The 16,681-nt window shown below is 45.7% G+C and carries 25 protein-coding genes and 4 pseudogenes; 21 read left to right on the forward strand and 8 right to left on the reverse strand.

What is annotated here, in order from left to right; all coding sequences use genetic code 11:
- Positions 1–244 precede the first annotated feature (244 nt).
- Positions 245–892 carry a tyrosine-type recombinase/integrase gene (locus MN084_RS14445; RefSeq protein ID WP_241086002.1) on the reverse strand — a complete coding sequence of 216 codons (648 nt, stop codon included), beginning with the start codon at positions 890–892 and terminating at the stop codon, positions 245–247.
- A gap of 161 nt (positions 893–1,053) precedes the next feature.
- On the opposite strand from MN084_RS14445, the gene MN084_RS14450 reads away from it, so the two are divergent.
- The 12 genes and pseudogenes from MN084_RS14450 to MN084_RS14505 all read left to right on the forward strand — a co-directional run bounded on the left by MN084_RS14450 (position 1,054) and on the right by MN084_RS14505 (position 6,045).
- Positions 1,054–1,563, forward strand: coding sequence for a tyrosine-type recombinase/integrase (locus MN084_RS14450; RefSeq protein WP_241086001.1), 510 nt, complete (start codon positions 1,054–1,056; stop codon positions 1,561–1,563).
- A 55-nt stretch (positions 1,564–1,618) separates the two neighbouring features.
- Entirely contained in the window at positions 1,619–1,897 is a 279-nt protein-coding gene (locus MN084_RS14455) for a type II toxin-antitoxin system RelE/ParE family toxin (protein WP_241086000.1), read from the forward strand.
- Positions 1,897–2,202: a HigA family addiction module antitoxin gene (locus MN084_RS14460; protein ID WP_241085999.1), complete on the forward strand. Its 306-nt coding sequence runs from the start codon at positions 1,897–1,899 to the stop codon at positions 2,200–2,202. Before MN084_RS14455 ends, MN084_RS14460 begins: the two co-directional genes overlap by 1 nt.
- Positions 2,203–2,211: 9 nt before the next feature.
- Entirely contained in the window at positions 2,212–2,412 is a 201-nt protein-coding gene (locus tag MN084_RS14465; protein ID WP_241085998.1) for a type II toxin-antitoxin system RelE/ParE family toxin, read from the forward strand.
- 12 nt (positions 2,413–2,424) lie between these two features.
- Positions 2,425–2,601 (forward strand): carbon storage regulator CsrA, encoded by a 177-nt coding sequence (gene csrA / locus MN084_RS14470; RefSeq protein ID WP_241085997.1) that lies wholly within the window; start codon positions 2,425–2,427, stop codon positions 2,599–2,601.
- Positions 2,602–2,867: 266 nt separating this feature from the next.
- A complete protein-coding gene (locus tag MN084_RS14475) occupies positions 2,868–3,167 on the forward strand; it encodes a HigA family addiction module antitoxin (protein WP_277400178.1) in 300 nt (99 codons plus the stop codon).
- A gap of 78 nt (positions 3,168–3,245) precedes the next feature.
- Positions 3,246–3,440 (forward strand): hypothetical protein, encoded by a 195-nt coding sequence (locus MN084_RS14480; RefSeq protein WP_241085996.1) that lies wholly within the window; start codon positions 3,246–3,248, stop codon positions 3,438–3,440.
- 3 nt (positions 3,441–3,443) lie between these two features.
- Positions 3,444–3,677: an AAA family ATPase gene (locus MN084_RS14485; protein ID WP_241085995.1), complete on the forward strand. Its 234-nt coding sequence runs from the start codon at positions 3,444–3,446 to the stop codon at positions 3,675–3,677.
- 470 nt (positions 3,678–4,147) lie between these two features.
- Complete coding sequence (locus MN084_RS14490; protein WP_241085994.1) at positions 4,148–4,492, forward strand: hypothetical protein; 345 nt, start codon at positions 4,148–4,150, stop codon at positions 4,490–4,492.
- A gap of 138 nt (positions 4,493–4,630) precedes the next feature.
- Complete coding sequence (locus MN084_RS14495; RefSeq protein ID WP_241085993.1) at positions 4,631–4,885, forward strand: type II toxin-antitoxin system Phd/YefM family antitoxin; 255 nt, start codon at positions 4,631–4,633, stop codon at positions 4,883–4,885.
- The gene (locus MN084_RS14500; protein WP_241085992.1) at positions 4,882–5,136 is read left to right on the forward strand and encodes a Txe/YoeB family addiction module toxin; all 255 of its coding nucleotides are present in this window, start codon (positions 4,882–4,884) and stop codon (positions 5,134–5,136) included. Before MN084_RS14495 ends, MN084_RS14500 begins: the two co-directional genes overlap by 4 nt.
- 31 nt (positions 5,137–5,167) lie before the next feature.
- Positions 5,168–6,045: pseudogene (locus MN084_RS14505) on the forward strand (replication protein RepA).
- A 602-nt stretch (positions 6,046–6,647) separates the two neighbouring features.
- Here MN084_RS14505 and MN084_RS14510 read toward each other — a convergent pair.
- Both MN084_RS14510 and MN084_RS14515 read right to left on the reverse strand, forming a co-directional pair.
- Positions 6,648–9,642 (reverse strand): annotated as a pseudogene (locus MN084_RS14510) (Tn3 family transposase).
- Positions 9,643–9,777: 135 nt separating this feature from the next.
- Positions 9,778–10,030: pseudogene (locus MN084_RS14515) on the reverse strand (recombinase family protein); the annotation flags it as partial.
- 132 nt (positions 10,031–10,162) lie between these two features.
- Here MN084_RS14515 and MN084_RS14520 point away from each other — a divergent pair.
- Both MN084_RS14520 and MN084_RS14525 read left to right on the forward strand, forming a co-directional pair.
- Complete coding sequence (locus tag MN084_RS14520) at positions 10,163–10,432, forward strand: CopG family ribbon-helix-helix protein (protein WP_241085990.1); 270 nt, start codon at positions 10,163–10,165, stop codon at positions 10,430–10,432.
- Positions 10,432–10,707, forward strand: coding sequence for a type II toxin-antitoxin system RelE/ParE family toxin (locus MN084_RS14525; protein ID WP_241085989.1), 276 nt, complete (start codon positions 10,432–10,434; stop codon positions 10,705–10,707). Before MN084_RS14520 ends, MN084_RS14525 begins: the two co-directional genes overlap by 1 nt.
- 262 nt (positions 10,708–10,969) lie before the next feature.
- Here the strand turns inward: MN084_RS14525 and MN084_RS19885 are convergent, their stop codons facing one another.
- Positions 10,970–11,386, reverse strand: a complete 417-nt coding sequence (locus MN084_RS19885) for a DUF4158 domain-containing protein (RefSeq protein WP_445083835.1) — start codon at positions 11,384–11,386, stop codon at positions 10,970–10,972.
- A gap of 117 nt (positions 11,387–11,503) precedes the next feature.
- Between MN084_RS19885 and MN084_RS14530 the strand changes: the two genes are divergently transcribed.
- From MN084_RS14530 to MN084_RS14550, 5 genes are read left to right on the forward strand one after another with little or no spacing between them, the layout of a single operon-like run.
- Positions 11,504–11,629 carry an antirestriction protein gene (locus tag MN084_RS14530; RefSeq protein ID WP_241085988.1) on the forward strand — a complete coding sequence of 42 codons (126 nt, stop codon included), beginning with the start codon at positions 11,504–11,506 and terminating at the stop codon, positions 11,627–11,629.
- 4 nt (positions 11,630–11,633) lie between these two features.
- Positions 11,634–11,714, forward strand: coding sequence for an antirestriction protein (locus MN084_RS14535; RefSeq protein ID WP_241086076.1), 81 nt, complete (start codon positions 11,634–11,636; stop codon positions 11,712–11,714).
- Positions 11,715–11,757: 43 nt separating this feature from the next.
- Complete coding sequence (locus MN084_RS14540) at positions 11,758–11,919, forward strand: hypothetical protein (protein WP_241085987.1); 162 nt, start codon at positions 11,758–11,760, stop codon at positions 11,917–11,919.
- On the forward strand, positions 11,897–12,328 hold the full coding sequence (locus MN084_RS14545) for a hypothetical protein (protein ID WP_330178133.1): 432 nt from the start codon (positions 11,897–11,899) through the stop codon (positions 12,326–12,328). The genes MN084_RS14540 and MN084_RS14545 overlap by 23 nt, the downstream gene beginning before the upstream one ends.
- Before the next feature lie 30 nt (positions 12,329–12,358).
- Positions 12,359–12,865: a helicase-related protein gene (locus tag MN084_RS14550; RefSeq protein ID WP_445083836.1), complete on the forward strand. Its 507-nt coding sequence runs from the start codon at positions 12,359–12,361 to the stop codon at positions 12,863–12,865.
- Positions 12,866–12,867: 2 nt separating this feature from the next.
- Here MN084_RS14550 and MN084_RS14555 read toward each other — a convergent pair whose 3' ends face one another.
- The 4 genes from MN084_RS14555 to MN084_RS14570 form a co-directional block, all read right to left on the reverse strand.
- Positions 12,868–13,527 carry a Fic family protein gene (locus MN084_RS14555; RefSeq protein ID WP_241085985.1) on the reverse strand — a complete coding sequence of 220 codons (660 nt, stop codon included), beginning with the start codon at positions 13,525–13,527 and terminating at the stop codon, positions 12,868–12,870.
- The gene (locus MN084_RS14560) at positions 13,464–14,147 is read right to left on the reverse strand and encodes a DUF4172 domain-containing protein (RefSeq protein ID WP_330178134.1); all 684 of its coding nucleotides are present in this window, start codon (positions 14,145–14,147) and stop codon (positions 13,464–13,466) included. The genes MN084_RS14555 and MN084_RS14560 overlap by 64 nt, the downstream gene beginning before the upstream one ends.
- Positions 14,148–14,282: 135 nt before the next feature.
- Positions 14,283–14,678, reverse strand: a complete 396-nt coding sequence (locus MN084_RS14565) for a hypothetical protein (RefSeq protein ID WP_241085983.1) — start codon at positions 14,676–14,678, stop codon at positions 14,283–14,285.
- 1 nt (position 14,679) lies between these two features.
- Positions 14,680–15,339: a division plane positioning ATPase MipZ gene (locus tag MN084_RS14570; RefSeq protein ID WP_241085982.1), complete on the reverse strand. Its 660-nt coding sequence runs from the start codon at positions 15,337–15,339 to the stop codon at positions 14,680–14,682.
- A gap of 298 nt (positions 15,340–15,637) precedes the next feature.
- Between MN084_RS14570 and MN084_RS14575 the strand changes: the two are divergent.
- Both MN084_RS14575 and MN084_RS14580 read left to right on the forward strand, forming a co-directional pair.
- A pseudogene (locus tag MN084_RS14575) lies at positions 15,638–15,880 on the forward strand (recombinase family protein); the annotation flags it as partial.
- Between the two features lie 521 nt (positions 15,881–16,401).
- On the forward strand, positions 16,402–16,656 hold the full coding sequence (locus MN084_RS14580) for a replication initiation protein (protein WP_241085981.1): 255 nt from the start codon (positions 16,402–16,404) through the stop codon (positions 16,654–16,656).
- Positions 16,657–16,681: the final 25 nt, after the last annotated feature.

Genomic DNA, 16,681 nt, shown 5'->3' on the forward strand with positions numbered 1-16,681 from the left:
TCACCATCATAAATACTGCGTATCTCTGAGGGATAGACACTGCCATAGTGTTTTAGCCGCTAACGCTGAGTTACCAATCAACATTGTTCCAACTGCTGCGATCAATATTCTTTTAACCATTTGCATCTCTCTTTTTATTCTTTCAACAGCCAGTATTGCCAGGGGCGGAACGCAGTGACGCAAGGGCGCGTGAGCGCATGGCGGTGGGTAAAGTCACGGGGTTTGATGAACTTTATCCAGGGCCTTAGTGTTCCCTCTGGTCACTCCAGGCCTCCATGACCAGCTTGTGCTTTTCATCGCCCACCACCTGTAAATATATCTCGGTGGTTTTGGTGTCTGAATGCCCCATGATTTGCGCCAATATATGTAGGGGTAACGGTTTTTCGCCGGTGACCATTGCAACCCCGAACGCATGCCTTAATCCTTTGCCTGTAGCTTGCTTGCCGGTGACCCCTGCGTGCCTCATCACCCGCTTTACCAAGCGGTAGGCCGTGGGCCGGCTCATCGACCATAGCGGCTGTTCTAAATCCTTGCCGCGCTTTTTGCGAGCACGCAGATCAAACACCAAATCTAAGTACTCAATTAAAATTGCCGGTACAGGCACGGCACGGTACTGCGCCAACTTCTTTCGTCCACGCCCATCGACCTTACGTTTTTTTAAACTCCGGTAGACAATGGCTTGCTCTTCAATGAGCACTCGGGCTGGCACCAACTGGAGAGCTTCAGTGGGGCGGCACCCCGTGTAATGTAGCAACTGGCAAAACATGCGATCATTAGGTTCTTCCTCGTCGAGAGCGGAGAGGAAAGCGGCCCGCTCCTGAGCATTAAGGTAAAGCCGTTCACCTGTCGGGCTAAACAAGCGCATTTCAGGAGCTATTTCTTGGTTTTCCATGCCTGAATCATTTCTCTTATATTTTGATTCGCCATGCCAGAGAATGAAATTTCACCAGAAATGCGCCTCTTTAAGTCCCACCGGAGAGCGTTTGTACCTCACCGCCTCGGAGAGGGGACACTTTCCTCTCCGCTCTCGACGAGGAAGAACCTAATGATCGCATGTTTTGCCAGTTACTCCATTTTACCGGCTGCCGACCGACTGAAGCGTTACAATTAATACCGCGCCGGGTATTGATCGAGGAACAATCGATTGTTTATCGGTCGTTAAAGAAACGGAGGTTTGATAGTCGGGGCCGGGAGAAACAGCCGCAGTACCGCACTGTGCCGGTGCCACAATCTTTCATAGAGCATCTTGACCTAGTGTTTGATCTGCGCGCTAGGCTAAAGCGAAACCGGGGCCTGGATAACCGCTTATGGCCGATGAGTCGGCCCACGGCCTACCGCCTGGTCAAACGGGTGATGGATCGTGCCGGCATCGTCGGCAAGCAGGCAACTGGGAAGGGGCTACGTCATGGCTTTGGGGTTGCAATGGTCACAGCCAAGAAGCCATTGCCACTTCATGTACTATCACAGCTCATGGGGCATTCCGATACCAAAACCACTGAAATCTATTTACAGGTGGTGGGTGAAGAAAAGCGCCAACTCGTAGCCGATGCCTGGGAGGGGTGATACAAAGTCACGGGTTGCGCATCGCGCACCTTTATGCCATACTGAAAGTCAACTTATGATTAAGACATTTAAGCATAAAGGGCTTAAATTATTTTTTGAGGCCGGTAGCACTGCGGGTATTCAAGCCGCACACAGCACCAAGATTCAAGATCGTCTTACGTTTTTGCATACTGCAACCTGTGTCGAAGATATGGATCTTCCCGGTTATCGCCTTCATGAGTTAAAGGGGAAGTTGGCAGGTCATTGGGCAATTGATGTTAGTGGTAACTGGCGAATTGTTTTTAAGTTTGAAAAAGGCGACGCTTACGTTGTTAATTATGAGGACTATCATTAATGGCTATTCGACAATTTAATCCACCGCACCCAGGCGAAATGATTGAACGCACCTACATTGAGCCATTCAAGGAAGTTACAGCGGCAAACATTGCGCGTGAGCTTGGAGTCTCTAAGAGCACCCTTAGCCGATTGCTTGCAGGGAAGTCAGATGTATCACCGGAAATGGCCGTAAGGCTGTCGGCAGTTCTTGGCCGATCCGCTGAAAGCTGGTTACTGATGCAGGACAATTACGATCTTTGGAAAGCTCGGGAGGTAGTTGACGCCGATCAGCTAGAGCGTATCGACTTCAGTCAAGTCGCGTGAATCAAAATAGTGAGACCTATAGGACTAGAAAAGTTCTTTACCAAAGGAAGCACGGCAGGTATTCAATCTGCTCATGCTACAAAGATTAGCGACCGACTGGCGCTCTTACATGCGGCCACAACCGTTGAAGATATGGATAAGCCAGATTATCGGCTACATGAGCTGAAAGGTAAGTTAAAGAGCCTAACGGAAATATGCACTATAAATTGAGGTAATGAAAGGATGCTTATTTTAACTAGACGGATCGGAGAAACCTTGATGGTAGGTGATGAAGTTTCCGTTACTGTATTGGGTGTGAAAGAGAACCAAGTGCGACTTGGTGTAAACGCTCCAAAGGAAGTAGCGGTACACCGTGAAGAAATCTATGACCGAATTCAGCGTGAAAAGGAGTATGACTAGTCGCAATAGTTTCTTCATTTTTTGCTTGCCTGCTGATTGCAGGTTGTTGGTGATGAAAAGCGCCAAATTGTGACAGAGGCATGGGGTAACTAAAAGCTTAACTAGGCTTTGTGGTTTTCTTTTTCTTTGTTGTTTCTGCCGGTAAGTTTGCTGCTTCCTTTTGGAACTGGTCACGCTGTTGGCGTATATCGGAGATGACATCTTCTAGCTGTTTTTGAGTTTGAAAATGGCCACGCCTATATCGTGAATTATGAGGATTACCACTGATGAGCATTGAACAACATAACCCCATGCACCCAGGGGCGTTTATCAAGCGAGTGTATCTGGAGCCTAATAATATTGGCTCCAATGCGCTGGCCCGACAGCTGAAAGTCAGCACCGGCCTGATAAGTCGCCTAGTTAATGAGAAAACCGGGCTTTCCTCTGAAATGGCCTTAAAGCTGTCTGTAGTGCTGGGCCGCTCGCCGGAAAGCTGGTTGCTGATGCAGGACAATTACGACCTATGGCAGGCCAAGAAAGTTGTTAATTTGGAGGAGTACCAGCAATTAAAGCTGGCATCGGCCTAACGGAAAGACTCACTGAGACTAAAATATTTTTTTGAGTTTCAAAAAAGTAATAAGACTTGATTTCTTACAGGTGTGTTTATGATCGATTTTACCCAGATCGGTAAAAACTGCGACGAGGTAGGCAACAAAGCCGCTGCTGAAACTCACCGCCAGGGGCGGCCTACCGTTGGTTGGGACAAGAAAAAGCGCCAGGTAATTAGACGCTGGCCGGATGGTAGAACAGAGGTTTTAGAGCATATCGAATCTTCCCAGGCTAAAAAGAAAAGTGTCTAGTATATGAGTACGGATGAAACGGGGCCGGTGATGGTTATTGTCGCTGGCCCGAATGGAAGCGGTAAAAGTACAACAACAGCTCGATTCTCAAAAGACGGCTACGAGGTCATAGACCCGGACCGGATAGCCCGCAACCTCTCCCCTAATTCTCCAGAAGATTACTCGGTTGCTGCCGGTAGGCAGGCCATTAACCGAGCCAGGGAAAACATATTGCAGGGCAATAGTTTTTTTGGTTGAAACCACTCTTTCATCAAAGGGGGTTTATCAGCGCCTGGTTGATTCAGCCAAGCAGATTATCGATGGTCACAGTTCCAGCTTCCCGATCGCGTGGCCGTGTGACCAATTTTTAAGTGTTGCGAGTATTTGTCTACTTTTAGGGGGCATAGATTACGTGGCTCTCAGGGCATTTTATCCTAAGTGTCTACTTTAACCGCCCTAAACCCCTTCACTATACAGGGTGTCGGCTTTTAGAAGCTTTAGAGCTAGTTCCTAGCCGGGTACTTGTCGATGAAGTCCAGGTGGTTTTTAGAAGCCTAAAGAAAAGGAAGAGAGACAATAAGGGAAGAGTTAAATTACCGAAATACCGAACTGTACCAGTGCCGCACCGCTTTATGGAGCATTTGGATTTAGTTTTTGGTATACGACAATGTGGAGGTAGAAAACCACGCCTTGTTCGAATCAATGATCCTACTGTTGGTGCTGGCGGAATGTTATTAGCCGCTTTGAATATCATCCATCAGAAGCATGGGCCGGAGTCTTTGGCCTGGGTCTCTCTTACCGGGATCGACATAGACCGGCGCTGTGCCCGAATGTTTCCTGTACAGGTGCTTTCCGGACTGTTTGTTCATCAATTCCAGCTGGGCGAACTGGTCTCATATCGCGGTAACACACTGGGCGATCCTGCCGAGTGGTCAACTGTCTGTCATTACTCCAGGAGAGATCTACCAGAACAGCCAAAACCGGCTGATCATCCTATCGTTAAAAAAGCCGTAGCCGAGGCGATAATCAAACACACCACGAACGACACTACAGGCCAATTAGCCTTATTTTGAAGCGGGTTACACTATGCAGATCCTCGAGACCTGCATAGTGTAACCCTCTCTCCCCGCAGATAATTTTTTCATTCTTCCATTGCGTACTTATTTATGTACAAGTACAATATTAAGTACCTATTAAGAGAGGTGATTTATATGGACACTATGAGTTATTCAACCTTCCGCTCCAATTTGGCGAGTACCTTAGACCAGGTTAATGAAGATCATAAGCCCGTTCTGATTACACGCCAGAACGGGAAGCCAGCGATTGTTATCTCTGTAGAAGATTTCAATTCATATGAAGAGACAGCCCATCTGATGGCCAGTCCTAAGAATGCAGCTCGTTTAATTGAATCTGTCAATGAAATCGAAGCGGGTGAAGCAGCAGAAAAGGACTTGATTGAAGAATGATTTTATCGTGGTCTACCAACGCATGGGAGGATTATTTGTACTGGCAAGCCACAGATAAAAAAACTCTCAAGCGTGTAAACACGCTTATCAAGGATACTCTTCGACACCCTTTCAAGGGAATAGGCGATCCTGAACCGCTCCGCCACCAGTGGACAGGCTACTGGTCGCGCAGGATCGATAAAGAGAACCGCTTAGTTTACAAACCAACAGACGAGGCGCTGTATATCGCACAGTGCCGTTACCATTACTAAAAGCTTGTGTAGACAGCGCCAGGGGAAAGCCATGAGTGAAGGACTCATTCTCACAAAGCAAGAGAATAAATTGCTGGATAGTTCGGCTCAGATCGCGTCAGATCCCCCCACGGGTGAAGACATGGCGTTTACCCATGCCGTGCTGTGCCAAGTAGGGCTACCAAGATCTAAGGTTGATGGTAGGGAGTTTATGCGGCAATCTGGATCTGCATGGGTAAACATTCAGGCTGGTTGGTTGGATGAAGGTAAGGGTCCCGTGCAGCAGCTTGTACCCTATGGAGTTATGCCCAGACTCGCCTTAGCTTGGCTTTCTACCTACGCTGTAAGAAACAAGTCCCAGGAGATCTCCATAGGAGATAGTGCGGCTGAGTTTCTACGTTTGATGGGAATGGATCGGCAAGGCGGGAGATATACAACACTACGAAAACAAATGCATGCATTGGCTGCTTGTCGTTTGCAGCTTGGTTTCAAGGGGCGTACTTACAATGGTGAGCCGATAAGGCAATTTGATGCATGGCTATCTGACCATGAAGACCCACAGCGGACACTTTGGCCTGGTGTGCTCGTGCTGTCGAGTAGTTATTATGATTCGCTGATCGAAAGTGCCGTACCACTAGATAATCGGGCAATGCTGGCATTAAAAGGGTCAGCATTGGCGCTAGATGTGTATACATGGCTTGCCCATCGTCTTCATCGGATTGAAGGTAGGCCGGTGATACTGCATTGGAAATCTTTAAGGGAACAATTTGCCCAGGAGTATAGTGGTCCAGAGGCGGGAAGAAATTTCTTCCCGCCTTAAAAAAGGCTCTAACCGTGTACCCAGAAGCAAAGGTTAAACAGGTCACAGGAGGTCTTATGCTGATGTATTCACCTCCTCCGATCCCGTATAGGAATAAAATGGTGCGTTAAATCGGACCCCCCCTTTCTGACAACGCGCGTAGGATCGGACTCCCGGTCCTCAGAAACGTGCGTTAAATCAGACCCCCTAGTCCTCAGAAACGTGCGTTAAATCAGACCCCCTAGTCCTCTGTTATGTGCGTTAGATCGGACCCCTCCTGCTTGGGTTACTTGTCCCTCTTCTCGATTGGAAAGCCGTAACCCATATATCTATATGGCATGTGAATAAGCTTGTGGATACAGAGACTTATCCTCGTTATATTGGCCCCCCCTATTTGAGTTAAATCGGCCCCCCTTTTGGTACTTATTCGCATTAAATCGGACCCCCTTGGCGCGTTATATTGGCCCCCCCTAAACCTGTAAGGTTTGCCTTTAATCTTTTACCTATAAATTACTACCTGTAATTATCCGTGCAAATTTGTGGATAACAGATAAAAAAGGAATGCTCGCCATTGGCTCGCATGCCATCTAAATGGCTTCCTCACGTCAGCCAAACTGTCAACAATCAACCACCGAACGCGGCATACGCCGTGAAAGAGGGGTTCTGGGGACATTCCGTCCTAAAGTGACACTTATCTCTACAGCCCATACCCCACAAGGCCTACAGAGGTGGCTTAATTTTCATTTTGCACGATTGATTGCATAATTTCATCCAAATCTAGTAGGTTTTGTTCAAAGCTAAAGCTGTAAGTTCCGTTCAAATTGATGTTATGCCAAGCCACTGGCGAAACTTGCTTAATAATTTCCAACTTCTTATCGTCACTTTCCCCCTCAAAATGCTCAAGTAATCGCGTCAGTATCAGCGAATTAAAATAGATAATGGCGTTGGTTAATAGCCTCGCGCATTCATTCCACAAGACAATCTCATCGTCTGATTTTCCCTGGAAACGATTGCCATTCACATGTGCAATAGCACGCCGTAATTGATGATAAGCTTCCCCACGATTCAAGGCTCGCTGTACATAAGTTCTTAAACTGGCATCATCAATATAGTCCAGTAAGTACATGGCCTTGAGCATACGATTATATTCAGTTAAAGCTTTCAGCAAGGGGTGGTTTTGACTATAGCCAGAAAGCTTTCTAACAAGGGTCGCCTGCGTTATCGTCTTCTGCTGTAGTGATATAATAATGCGCGGTATCGTATCCCACTCATCGATAATTAATTCTGTATTAATAGGCTTTTTTAATGAGAGCGTTGCCTTATTGTCTTCTCCCTCATTTACATCAAAAAGATCTGATATCACGGTTCCAAACTGAGCATAGCGCGGCGCAAATATATAGCCAAACAGGTCCAGCAAAGCAAAGTTAACATGATTAACGCCGTGCGTATCCGTTGACAAAATATCCGGCTTAATCTCCGAGGTATTGTTATGAAGCAGATCCAAAATAAAATGAGATTCATGTTCATTGGAACCAATAATCTGGGCATTCAAGGCTACATGATTGGCAATCAAGTTCATCGATGTTAGTCCTTTATTCGTGCCAAAATATTTAGATGAATAGCGAGTTTTAAAAGTCTCTAACCATGATTCGAATTTTTGCCCGTCAGCACTGGCATGAATGAGTCCTTTTTGGATATTGTAATGCTTGAAGATTGATAATTTCTCTGTCGCATCGTTAATTGCATCATTGCCGAGGTTTAGCGTTTCAGGTCGCAAATAATTGGCCTGTACTGTGCGTAGATGATCATATGATCTATCAGAGATGCCGTGTAGGCCATAATAGGTTCCATTGCCAATGAGAGCCGCCAGTAAATCATTCAAATGATCACTCTGTCCGGACTGTACCTGGCGAACATGCTCAAAGTGCTTTAAAAATCCTGTTTCCTGATGAACGAAGCGTAATACATCGGCAATGTTAATCGGTTTCATACGATCGAAAAAGGGATTGTTTAAAGCCGATTTTGTGCCTGAATACGGCAACCTCCATTGAGTTTTTCCTGAGCGATTACGCAATACCACATTTCGATTGTCGCCCTCATCAATGCGCTGGCCAACCCGTTGCAGCTTATCGTTCATCTTTTTCTCCATCGATTTAACCCGCTGGGCAGGCTCTGTATTCATGCTATCTAGCATGGAACCTTTAAGTAGCTTGTCTTTCTGTGCCCAGGGGATATCTCCAACAAGGTCATCGTGTAATGCACGATATTTGATAGCCGTTGGTATAAAGATTTTCTCACCAAGATTATTTTTAGCTGCTAAATACAGCATCAACTCGTAACGCTCAGAGAGTACGTTGTTATCAATATTGATAACATACAATTGGTGTTTGGCTGGAATCAATCGTCGATCTGACGATGCTAATTCACCAGCACCTAACAACTCTTTTTTCATTCTATTTAATTGTGCAGATAAAGCCTGTGTATTGTCTGATCCTTCAAAGGTCAGGCATAAAAAAATGGGGCGTATTAAGTGCTGAATCAGTTCACGCTGCTTATCATAATAATTCCCAGATGTAATCATTTTTCGTGCGTTTTTGTTTCTTCAGATACAAGCACAGTGATTCTATTTCCCCTGCTCCAAGCAAGCCTTGTACCCGTTGTTTTATTTGTCTAAATGACACATGGTCATCAATGGTGTCGTCAATAAAAAAGTATAATAATTCAGCGGCTTTGCTAATATTTACTACCGCGCCATCCCAATCTTTATAGGCCATTTCCTTGGCATACGCTTTAGCTTTTTCACGTAACTTTCGGACATGATAAATAAACCCATAAGCCAAACGTTCAATATTGATTTGTACCCGCTCCTGAAGATAACAAAGTAAATAAAGCTGCTGCGTGACACGGTCGAAGCGTTTAAGCTTGGTTATAGAGTAGTAATCAACCATCGTCGCATAGTGCAGTCGGTTTTGTTGCGATAGTGATAGAGCAGAGGCCACTTGATTAACTTCATCCATCCAGGGCTGAATCAACTTGTTGACGTTCAACTCTTTCTCCAATTCTGGAGCATTAAAACTTTTCGCCGCCTGCTTAAGTTCTTTAACGGTTAGCATACCTTTTCCATCAACTAACTCAGCCAAGTTAGTAGCTAATTCATCTGATATGGTTGTCTTTAATAGATCAGAAAGTCGCTTACGTTCCTGTTTTATTACCTGACTGATAATTCGCTGAAGCACGGTATATTTAGGGATTCCTGTATGATTTCGAGCTAAGTATTCGGTGCAGGCATCAAATAAAAAGCGCGGCTCAATCCAGGATTTAGCAACCTGTTGCAAATAGGTAATGAGAGGTTCCTGATGTTGTTCCACACACCATGTTTTGAATCCCTGAAGGTTTATAATCTTGTCGTAGATACGTGTTTTCTGCTTATTGCTAACACTGAAGCGAGGGACTTTAAATTTAGGGAAATATTCTTCAGCAATAAAGGTGAGATCTGCTTTCAATTCCTTGTAGGCCGGATTGAGCTGAATGGGCTTGATCTTAAAGTAACCCAGCAGAGCAATAGCATAGCATTTATGATTGCGATCCCTGATGGATTTAATAACGTCCTGCTCCAGATCATTCAGAGTAAAACTGATACGTTTTTCTTCCAGTGACAAGCTGGGAACGCCATATAAATCGTTAATTTCTGCTTCGTGGAGTACGGTCAGGAGTTCTTTATAAGGCATAGGCTTCTCGTAAAAGCCGGAATATTACTATAATTGGGATATTGCAGTGATTTTGAAAATTAAGGCACCTCTAGAAGCCTTATGAGGCGTGGGCTGTAGCGATAAGTGTCACTTTAGGACGGAATGTCCCCAGAACCCCTTATTGGTGAGCTTTTTGACTAACAGCCTTAAGTCATCAAGATTACGAGCCAGCCTATCCATGCTATGCACAAATACAGTATCTCCCGTCTCTGACGAACTGTAGTAATTCTTGCAATTGAGGGCGATTGGTATCCTTGCCTGATGCTTTATCAGTAAAAATGCGATCTAGCTTTTCGCCTTCTAACTGACGAGTTTCATTTTGCTCAAGTGAGCTTACTCGGACATACCCAATTTTTTGCCCTTTCATCATTATACCTATGCAATATGTAAAGTTAGAGTCTAATCCAAGCTAGACACTATCTTGACTGATTCAAGATAAATCACTACGATTAAATTCAAATCAGATTGAATAAGTGTGAATCGACATGTGGAGGATAGCATGACACAAGCAGCAACTAAGGTACTCACCGCACACGTACCATTACCGATGGCCGACAAAGTAGATCAGATGGCAGCTCGACTTGAACGTTCACGTGGCTGGATAATGAAGCAAGCGCTTTCCGCATGGCTCGCTCAGGAAGAGGAGCGTGATTGCCTGACCCAGGAAGCGTTAGCAGATGTCGACGCTGGTAAAACTATCGATCACCAAGCTGTGCAAGCTTGGGCTGATAGTCTCGATACTGCTCAAGAACTACCGGTACCACGTTGATGGAGCTTAAGTGGACCAGCAAGGCGCTATCTGATTTGACGCGTTTATATGAATTTCTAGCTTTAGTTAACAAATCCGCAACAGCGAGGACAGTACAAGCTCTGACTCAAGCTCCGACCATTCTGTTAACCAACCCTCGCATTGGAGAGCAACTCTTTCAGTTCGAACCACGTGAGGTTAGGCGGATTTTGGTTGGCGAATATGAACTTCGTTACGAGATCCTTGATTCAAACGTCTACGTGTTACGATTATGGCATACCCGAGAAGATCGTTGAAATAGTTAATCTTTTAAAAGGTTGTATAGTATTTCAATGTATTCAATTAGTTACGCTGATGAACTGGCGTTATTTTACCGCTTTTGTAGTTAGACCCGATTTTCGTATAAGAGTTTTTCAATGCGATTTCGTTCATTTGTTAGCACTTGCGAGATGGTATCTTGCAGTGTTGTGTAACCGGCTAACGCTAGCCTATTTTGCCCAAAGTAGGCAATACACTCATCAAACACATATCTAGGCTCAAGATTGATTTTGACTACATCTATTGATGTCTTTTGATTAGTGCTGACTTATGCAATCTAGTCTGGTATGCAGAATACCCCGTATATTTAAGCACCTTATTAATCAATTTAGTTTTTGTGGTTGGTAATAAATCAACCGTTGAAATGTCTTGGCCATTGAAATACTGCTTTTGGATGTACTCCAGATCTCCAACAACATCAAAGAATGAAAAATTGAAGATGATAGGTCGTGATCTAAAGTACCCCAGAAGTAGAATAAAATACGCTCGTGTTTCTAACCGTCTTAACCCATTGACAAGTTTTTTAGTTTCATTATCAAGAGAGAAGTAATCTTCTCTCTCAGTACGGCTAAAGTTGGGAAGAGCGTAAAGCTCGTTTATTTCGGATTCACTTAGGATTTGAATCCTTTTAGTTGTTGGTTTATTGATGACGGGCAACCATTCTTGTTGATTTTCATCATCATAACTTATGAGATTGGTTGAAAAACACTCTTAAGGTTAATTTCGAGGGGATGGGCGCAAAACCCCTACATGGCCCCGGCTATTGATACTGATATGCACATTGAGGTTGCCGGTAACTGGCTTTCTGGTTCTATGTCGGCTGATGCGGCTGGGATCGTAGCCACGCTGTTCGCATTTGGACACCTGGCAGCCGAAGCCCAGGGCAACGACCGAGGGTGACGCCTTGATTGACCGTTATCACTTCCTGAGAGAGTACGCCCTTGATCACGCGGAAGCTGCCGCGATCCTTGGCGCTATCGACTGATAGGAGTGGCCCCGGCGAAAGCTGGGGCCATCGTGTGGCGATAATGGACAAGAGAGACGAACAAGCAGCCAAGCTAGCCGCCGGTGCCGTGGATGACCTGCACGATGCTGTTCTGGCTGAGGTTCCCGAAGGGGCTGCCGCTGCTATGGCCCGGTATGAGGCGGTTATCTGGAAGATGAACGGTGGCACCTTCTTTGGTGTGTAACGCGGATTTTGATTCACCTGGTAACGTGGTTGAGAGCCATTGTAAGGCTGATATTGGGGCTATTCCTAAGTGGGGTCAGAAAGGGACATTCGTTGTTGTCGCTGATGGTATGCGCGTCCTGGTCGAGTTTGGCAGCCAGGGAACCGCTCAATTCTCGTTTCACGCGGTAGACCTAGATGCCTGGTTTATATCAGAGACTGGTTATAGGTCCCACTTCGACGGCCTGCGGTTTGGTTTGACGGTGGAAGATACGGCCAAAGCCATACTGGCCGATTATCTCAAGGATAAACGGCATGAGATTAGGGCGGGTGACAGGGATCGGCTTGCCCGGTCCCCCTCCCCTTCCATTCTGGCGTTTCTGGAGCCGCCTGCGCGGCGTTCTCCGGTAGTTATGGGTACGCCCTGGTAGACGTTGTGCTGTCCGCACAGAAGGCTTTTATTGTCCAGCAAGTGGGCCAAGGAAGCGCAAACCAAGCTGGAAGAAATTATTCAAGAAGCGGCTGGTCAACCTGTTCTTGTCGCCTACAACTATAAATCTGATCTTGCCCGGATAAGTCAGAGATTCCCCGAGGGTGAACATATTGGCAACGCCGCTGACACTATCGACCGTTGGAACGCTGGAAAAATACCGATACTATTGGCGCACCCCGCTAGCGCCGGACACGGGTTAAATCTACAGAACGGCGGAAATATTATCGTTTGGTTCGGGTTAACCTGGTCGTTGGAGCTATACCAACAGCTAAATGGCAGGCTTCACCGTCAAGGCCAGACAAAGCCCGTTTTTATTCACCATCTAGCCATCATCGATTCGGTTGATATGACCGTGTTAGAAGCACTGCGTGGCAAGCACACAACACAGAAAGCGTTACTGGACGCTTTGAAAAAAGACATTATTGAGGTCAACCAAACAATGGAAAGGGATGCAAGCGAAGGCCAGCCACAATGAGCCTAATCGCTGGGCTCCATAAGCGAGCTTATGCGCTCTTCAAGTGCTTCCCGCTCTAGGTTTGATGATTGGTTAAGCTCATCCATATTAATTTCTCCTTTTGTAAAACGGCTAAAAAAATCCGTATTTTGTGGTTCTGGAAAAGAAATACTGTATCTCGTACTACGACCCGCGCCATGAGATACCAACGCGCCGATATCCCGCAGCCCTGCAAGATCTCGCGTGGCCGTTGCTTGCGAGCATTTGGTAATAGACATGTAATTCTTCCCGGACAGCCCGCCAGCAAAAACTTTTCGACCTTCTGCGAATACCCGCGCTATCGCCTTGGCCTGATGCCCGTTCAATCGTTCAGTATAAGCTTCGTAGAACCGGGCTTTATTGAGAACAAAATCTACTTCGTCCCTAGCAATGTCCTGAGCCTTGTTTACAGTCGAGGTAAAGTAATCAACGAAAGGGTTTATATTCAGGCTGTTGCCACGCTGGGCTTGTTCAAGCGCGGCATAATAGCTTTTGCGGCCATCATTGATCGCTGTCGCCAGACAAGCAATCGTCTGGCGTCCAAGCGATTGAGAGAGAGCGTGATCAGATATAGCACGCCCTACCCTACCATTGCCGTCCTCAAAAGGATGAATGGATTCAAACCATAGATGGGCAACCGCCACACGGACCGGGCCAGAAATCTCCGGCGCATTTTTTTAGCTTGGTTGGTGTTGTTGTACCAATCAAGGAAGCGGCTCATTTCCCCTTGGACATCTTTGGCAGCCGGTGCTTCGTAATGGACCCTCCAACGACCATACGGACCGCTGACGATCTGCATGGCATCACCACGATACATACCACGCAGAGCTAGACTGGTTCTATCCTCTGGGCAAGCCATCGTCTGCCAGCCGCCAAGCAATTCATGGGTCAAGGGTTGATCCCATTTTTTTCTGACATCGACCACCAGCATTGCAGCGCCAAACGCTTTTTCATCAGAGTTCGGCGAAGCGGCATCAACACCCACAAGGTTAAGCAAGGAAGAACGAACGGAATCACGATCCGGTGTCTCGCCCTCGATGGCGCTGGTCGTGATCGCCTCGGACAACATAAGATCAATAGCGGCATCAGACTGGTATTGATTAGCATGCCCTCGATACGACCAGAAAGGCGTTCGGCAGAACGATAGAAGTCCTCGACCCGATTCGAGAAAGCGGAAGCGTCGTAAGATGTAATTAGGCCAGTCAGGGCTTTCCCATATCCACCATGAGTAAATTATAGCAGTTAATTTACTCAATAAACACAAAATATTGATTAGATTAAGTCAGATAATCAACTCAATGTTTCACATGTGAAAAACGTTTATTCATAAACTCTTTATTCTGTTTCTTGATCAAAACCGTGCAATCAAAAGCGATAATATTAGTATTTACCGTAAATACTATTTCTTTACTGAATCTATAGCTTTGGCAAAATCTTTAAGGGACATATCCCTAAGAACATGAAGGCCAGCGGCGATTAGATCACTTTTGTTGATACGAAGCCGAGCGTCCATACCCTTGTCGATCAACTGATCGAGCAACGCAAAATTAGAAGGCTGCATGGAAAATGTCTTTCTTACAGCCTTTTCCTTGATAGGCAACTTAGGGCGACCGCGTCCTTCTTTAGCCTTGGGCTCCGTTGGTTCTTTGGCCTTGGGTTCTTTTTTCTTGGTAGTCGCACGCTCAGCCTCAAGAGATTTTGTGCTTGCACCCTTACCAAAAGCGTCCAAAGCATCTGCATCAATATCTTTGAGATCGCTTTTTGAAGCTAGTCTTAAACTATGTTTCTTTGGCATTTCAGGTCACCTCGGCATTCAGAAGTTCTTCGCCGTAAATCTCCTGACAAAGAAGCTGCATTTCCGCCCTACCCTTCCCTGAAACCTCAACAACTCCCAAACCATCTGCCATTACATCACGGTACGCCTTTCTATCACGTATAAATTGCTTGGCCATAACCAGCTCTTCGAGTTCTGATAGAACCTCTTCTGCTTCCTGCCGTTCAGTTACGAAAGGATTTGTAGGCGCTTGAGAAATTAGTGCATAAGAATTAATACTAGGGTTAAAGCTCTTGGCCAGCTTCACCAGCTCAGAAACGTGAACCGTGGTCTCGATATCTGGCTGGCTGGCCCTGAGAGGGACATAGAGCTTGTCGCATGCAACCATAGCTGTACGAAGTTCCTCAGAATCATGGCCTCCAGCATCTATTACAACCTCTTCATATCGGGTAGCTAGGTCACGAACAGCCTGGAAGACGTTTCCGGTCTGTCTACTGATGTGGATTTTAGGGTGGTCAGGATAATATTCATTCCGCCGAGCAACCCAACGCGAAGCAGTTCCTTGTTTGTCTGTATCAACCAAAACCACGTCCTTGCCATAATTAGCCAGCCAAGTAGCAACATTGGTCGCTATGGTGGTCTTGCCCGTTCCGCCTTTCTCTCCGCCAAAAAGGATGATCATTCATACCTCCTAGTCAATAAACGTATTGATAATAAATAACGTAAATACATTAAATAAAGTATTTAGTGTATGTAAAGTAAATACTTTATTTAATGTATTTATTGTGTGTAGCATAAATACTATATTTACTTTAATTTATAATGGACTCGTTCCGAAAAGGGGAGGGGGACCACCTTGCTTGTACAAGTGACGAAGGAACGCGGAAGATTGGGGATACCCCTGCATGAGCAAGGGGCTTCGCCCCTTATTAAGGCGTCTTGTCAGTCCATGTAAGAACGCATAATCCCCGGGAGAAGAAGACACCTTAAGTGTATGGAAACTAGATCGATTAGGCCGTGACCTTCGGCATTTGGTTAATACTGTTCAAGACCTTTCTGAGCGCGGTGTAGGTTTCAAGGTGCTTAGTGGGTAAGGAGCCGACATCGACACGACAACAGCAGCTGGTAAGCTTGTATTTGGTATTTTTGCGGCATTGGCTGAGTTTGAACGAGAACTTATACGCGAAAGAACAATTGCTGGTCTGAAATCCGCTAGAGCCAGAACCCCAATTTAAACGGAACTTACAGCTTTAGCTTTGAATAAAACCTACTAGATTTGGATAAAATTATGCAATCAATCGTGCTTAATGAAAATTAAGCCACCTCTGTAGGCCTTGTGGGGTATGGGCTGTAGAGATAAGTGTCACTTTAGGACGGAATGTCCCCAGAACCCCGTAGTGGGATCGTAGTGGTGACTTATCCACAGGGTAAGGCCTTATTATTCTTGTTTTTAAGTGTTTTTAAATGTTTTTAAAGGTAGAATAATTTAGTTATATCAAAGAGTTATGAGGCTTTAGGTGTACAAAAAAGCGGTTTACTCCACAGTTTAAGGAATCAGGGGTGTACAAAAAGACGGTGGTAAGTGTACATAAAAGCGGTAAAGGAAGAAAAGGGCAGAGGGGTAATCTGGAAGGAGACGGTATATGTGTACAAGAAAGCGGTATGGGGTGCAGAAATAAAAAGTGTACACCATCAGGAAGAGTGTACATAATAATAATCCGTACACAAGAGAAAGGATGACGAGATGTCGGAGGAAAGAGAAAAACGCCTGAAACTGAAGGTAACGCAATCTAATCATCTGGTGGAAGCCAGCTACAGATTAGAGCTTATCGAGAAGCGGGTAGTACTGTGTCTGCTTTCAAAAGTCGATCCCAGGAAACCCCTTGGCAAGAAACTGCATCTGGATGCAAATGAGTATGCGGAGCTGACAGGCACCCCAATAAAGAACGCATACAGAGACTTGAAAGAGGGGTTCTGGGGACATTCCGTCCTAAAGTGACACTTATCTCTACAGCCCATACCCC

The sequence above is a fragment of the Candidatus Vondammii sp. HM_W22 genome, from assembly GCF_022530855.2.
Taxonomy (GTDB): Bacteria; Pseudomonadota; Gammaproteobacteria; order Chromatiales; family Chromatiaceae; genus Vondammii.

Coding starts and splice junctions, on each gene's coding strand:
- MN084_RS14530 (WP_241085988.1), top strand. CDS start 11,504: ATGCACATTGAGGTTGCCGGTAACTGGCTTTCTGGTTCTATGTCGGCT.
- MN084_RS14445 (WP_241086002.1), bottom strand. CDS start 892: ATGGAAAACCAAGAAATAGCTCCTGAAATGCGCTTGTTTAGCCCGACA.
- MN084_RS14475 (WP_277400178.1), top strand. CDS start 2,868: ATGAGCATTGAACAACATAACCCCATGCACCCAGGGGCGTTTATCAAG.
- MN084_RS14565 (WP_241085983.1), bottom strand. CDS start 14,678: ATGCCAAAGAAACATAGTTTAAGACTAGCTTCAAAAAGCGATCTCAAA.
- MN084_RS14460 (WP_241085999.1), top strand. CDS start 1,897: ATGGCTATTCGACAATTTAATCCACCGCACCCAGGCGAAATGATTGAA.
- MN084_RS14525 (WP_241085989.1), top strand. CDS start 10,432: ATGGAGCTTAAGTGGACCAGCAAGGCGCTATCTGATTTGACGCGTTTA.
- MN084_RS14570 (WP_241085982.1), bottom strand. CDS start 15,339: ATGATCATCCTTTTTGGCGGAGAGAAAGGCGGAACGGGCAAGACCACC.
- MN084_RS14450 (WP_241086001.1), top strand. CDS start 1,054: ATGTTTTGCCAGTTACTCCATTTTACCGGCTGCCGACCGACTGAAGCG.
- MN084_RS14500 (WP_241085992.1), top strand. CDS start 4,882: ATGATTTTATCGTGGTCTACCAACGCATGGGAGGATTATTTGTACTGG.
- csrA (WP_241085997.1), top strand. CDS start 2,425: ATGCTTATTTTAACTAGACGGATCGGAGAAACCTTGATGGTAGGTGAT.
- MN084_RS14480 (WP_241085996.1), top strand. CDS start 3,246: ATGATCGATTTTACCCAGATCGGTAAAAACTGCGACGAGGTAGGCAAC.
- MN084_RS14580 (WP_241085981.1), top strand. CDS start 16,402: ATGTCGGAGGAAAGAGAAAAACGCCTGAAACTGAAGGTAACGCAATCT.
- MN084_RS14490 (WP_241085994.1), top strand. CDS start 4,148: ATGTTATTAGCCGCTTTGAATATCATCCATCAGAAGCATGGGCCGGAG.
- MN084_RS14540 (WP_241085987.1), top strand. CDS start 11,758: ATGGACAAGAGAGACGAACAAGCAGCCAAGCTAGCCGCCGGTGCCGTG.
- MN084_RS14495 (WP_241085993.1), top strand. CDS start 4,631: ATGGACACTATGAGTTATTCAACCTTCCGCTCCAATTTGGCGAGTACC.
- MN084_RS14455 (WP_241086000.1), top strand. CDS start 1,619: ATGATTAAGACATTTAAGCATAAAGGGCTTAAATTATTTTTTGAGGCC.
- MN084_RS14520 (WP_241085990.1), top strand. CDS start 10,163: ATGACACAAGCAGCAACTAAGGTACTCACCGCACACGTACCATTACCG.
- MN084_RS14485 (WP_241085995.1), top strand. CDS start 3,444: ATGAGTACGGATGAAACGGGGCCGGTGATGGTTATTGTCGCTGGCCCG.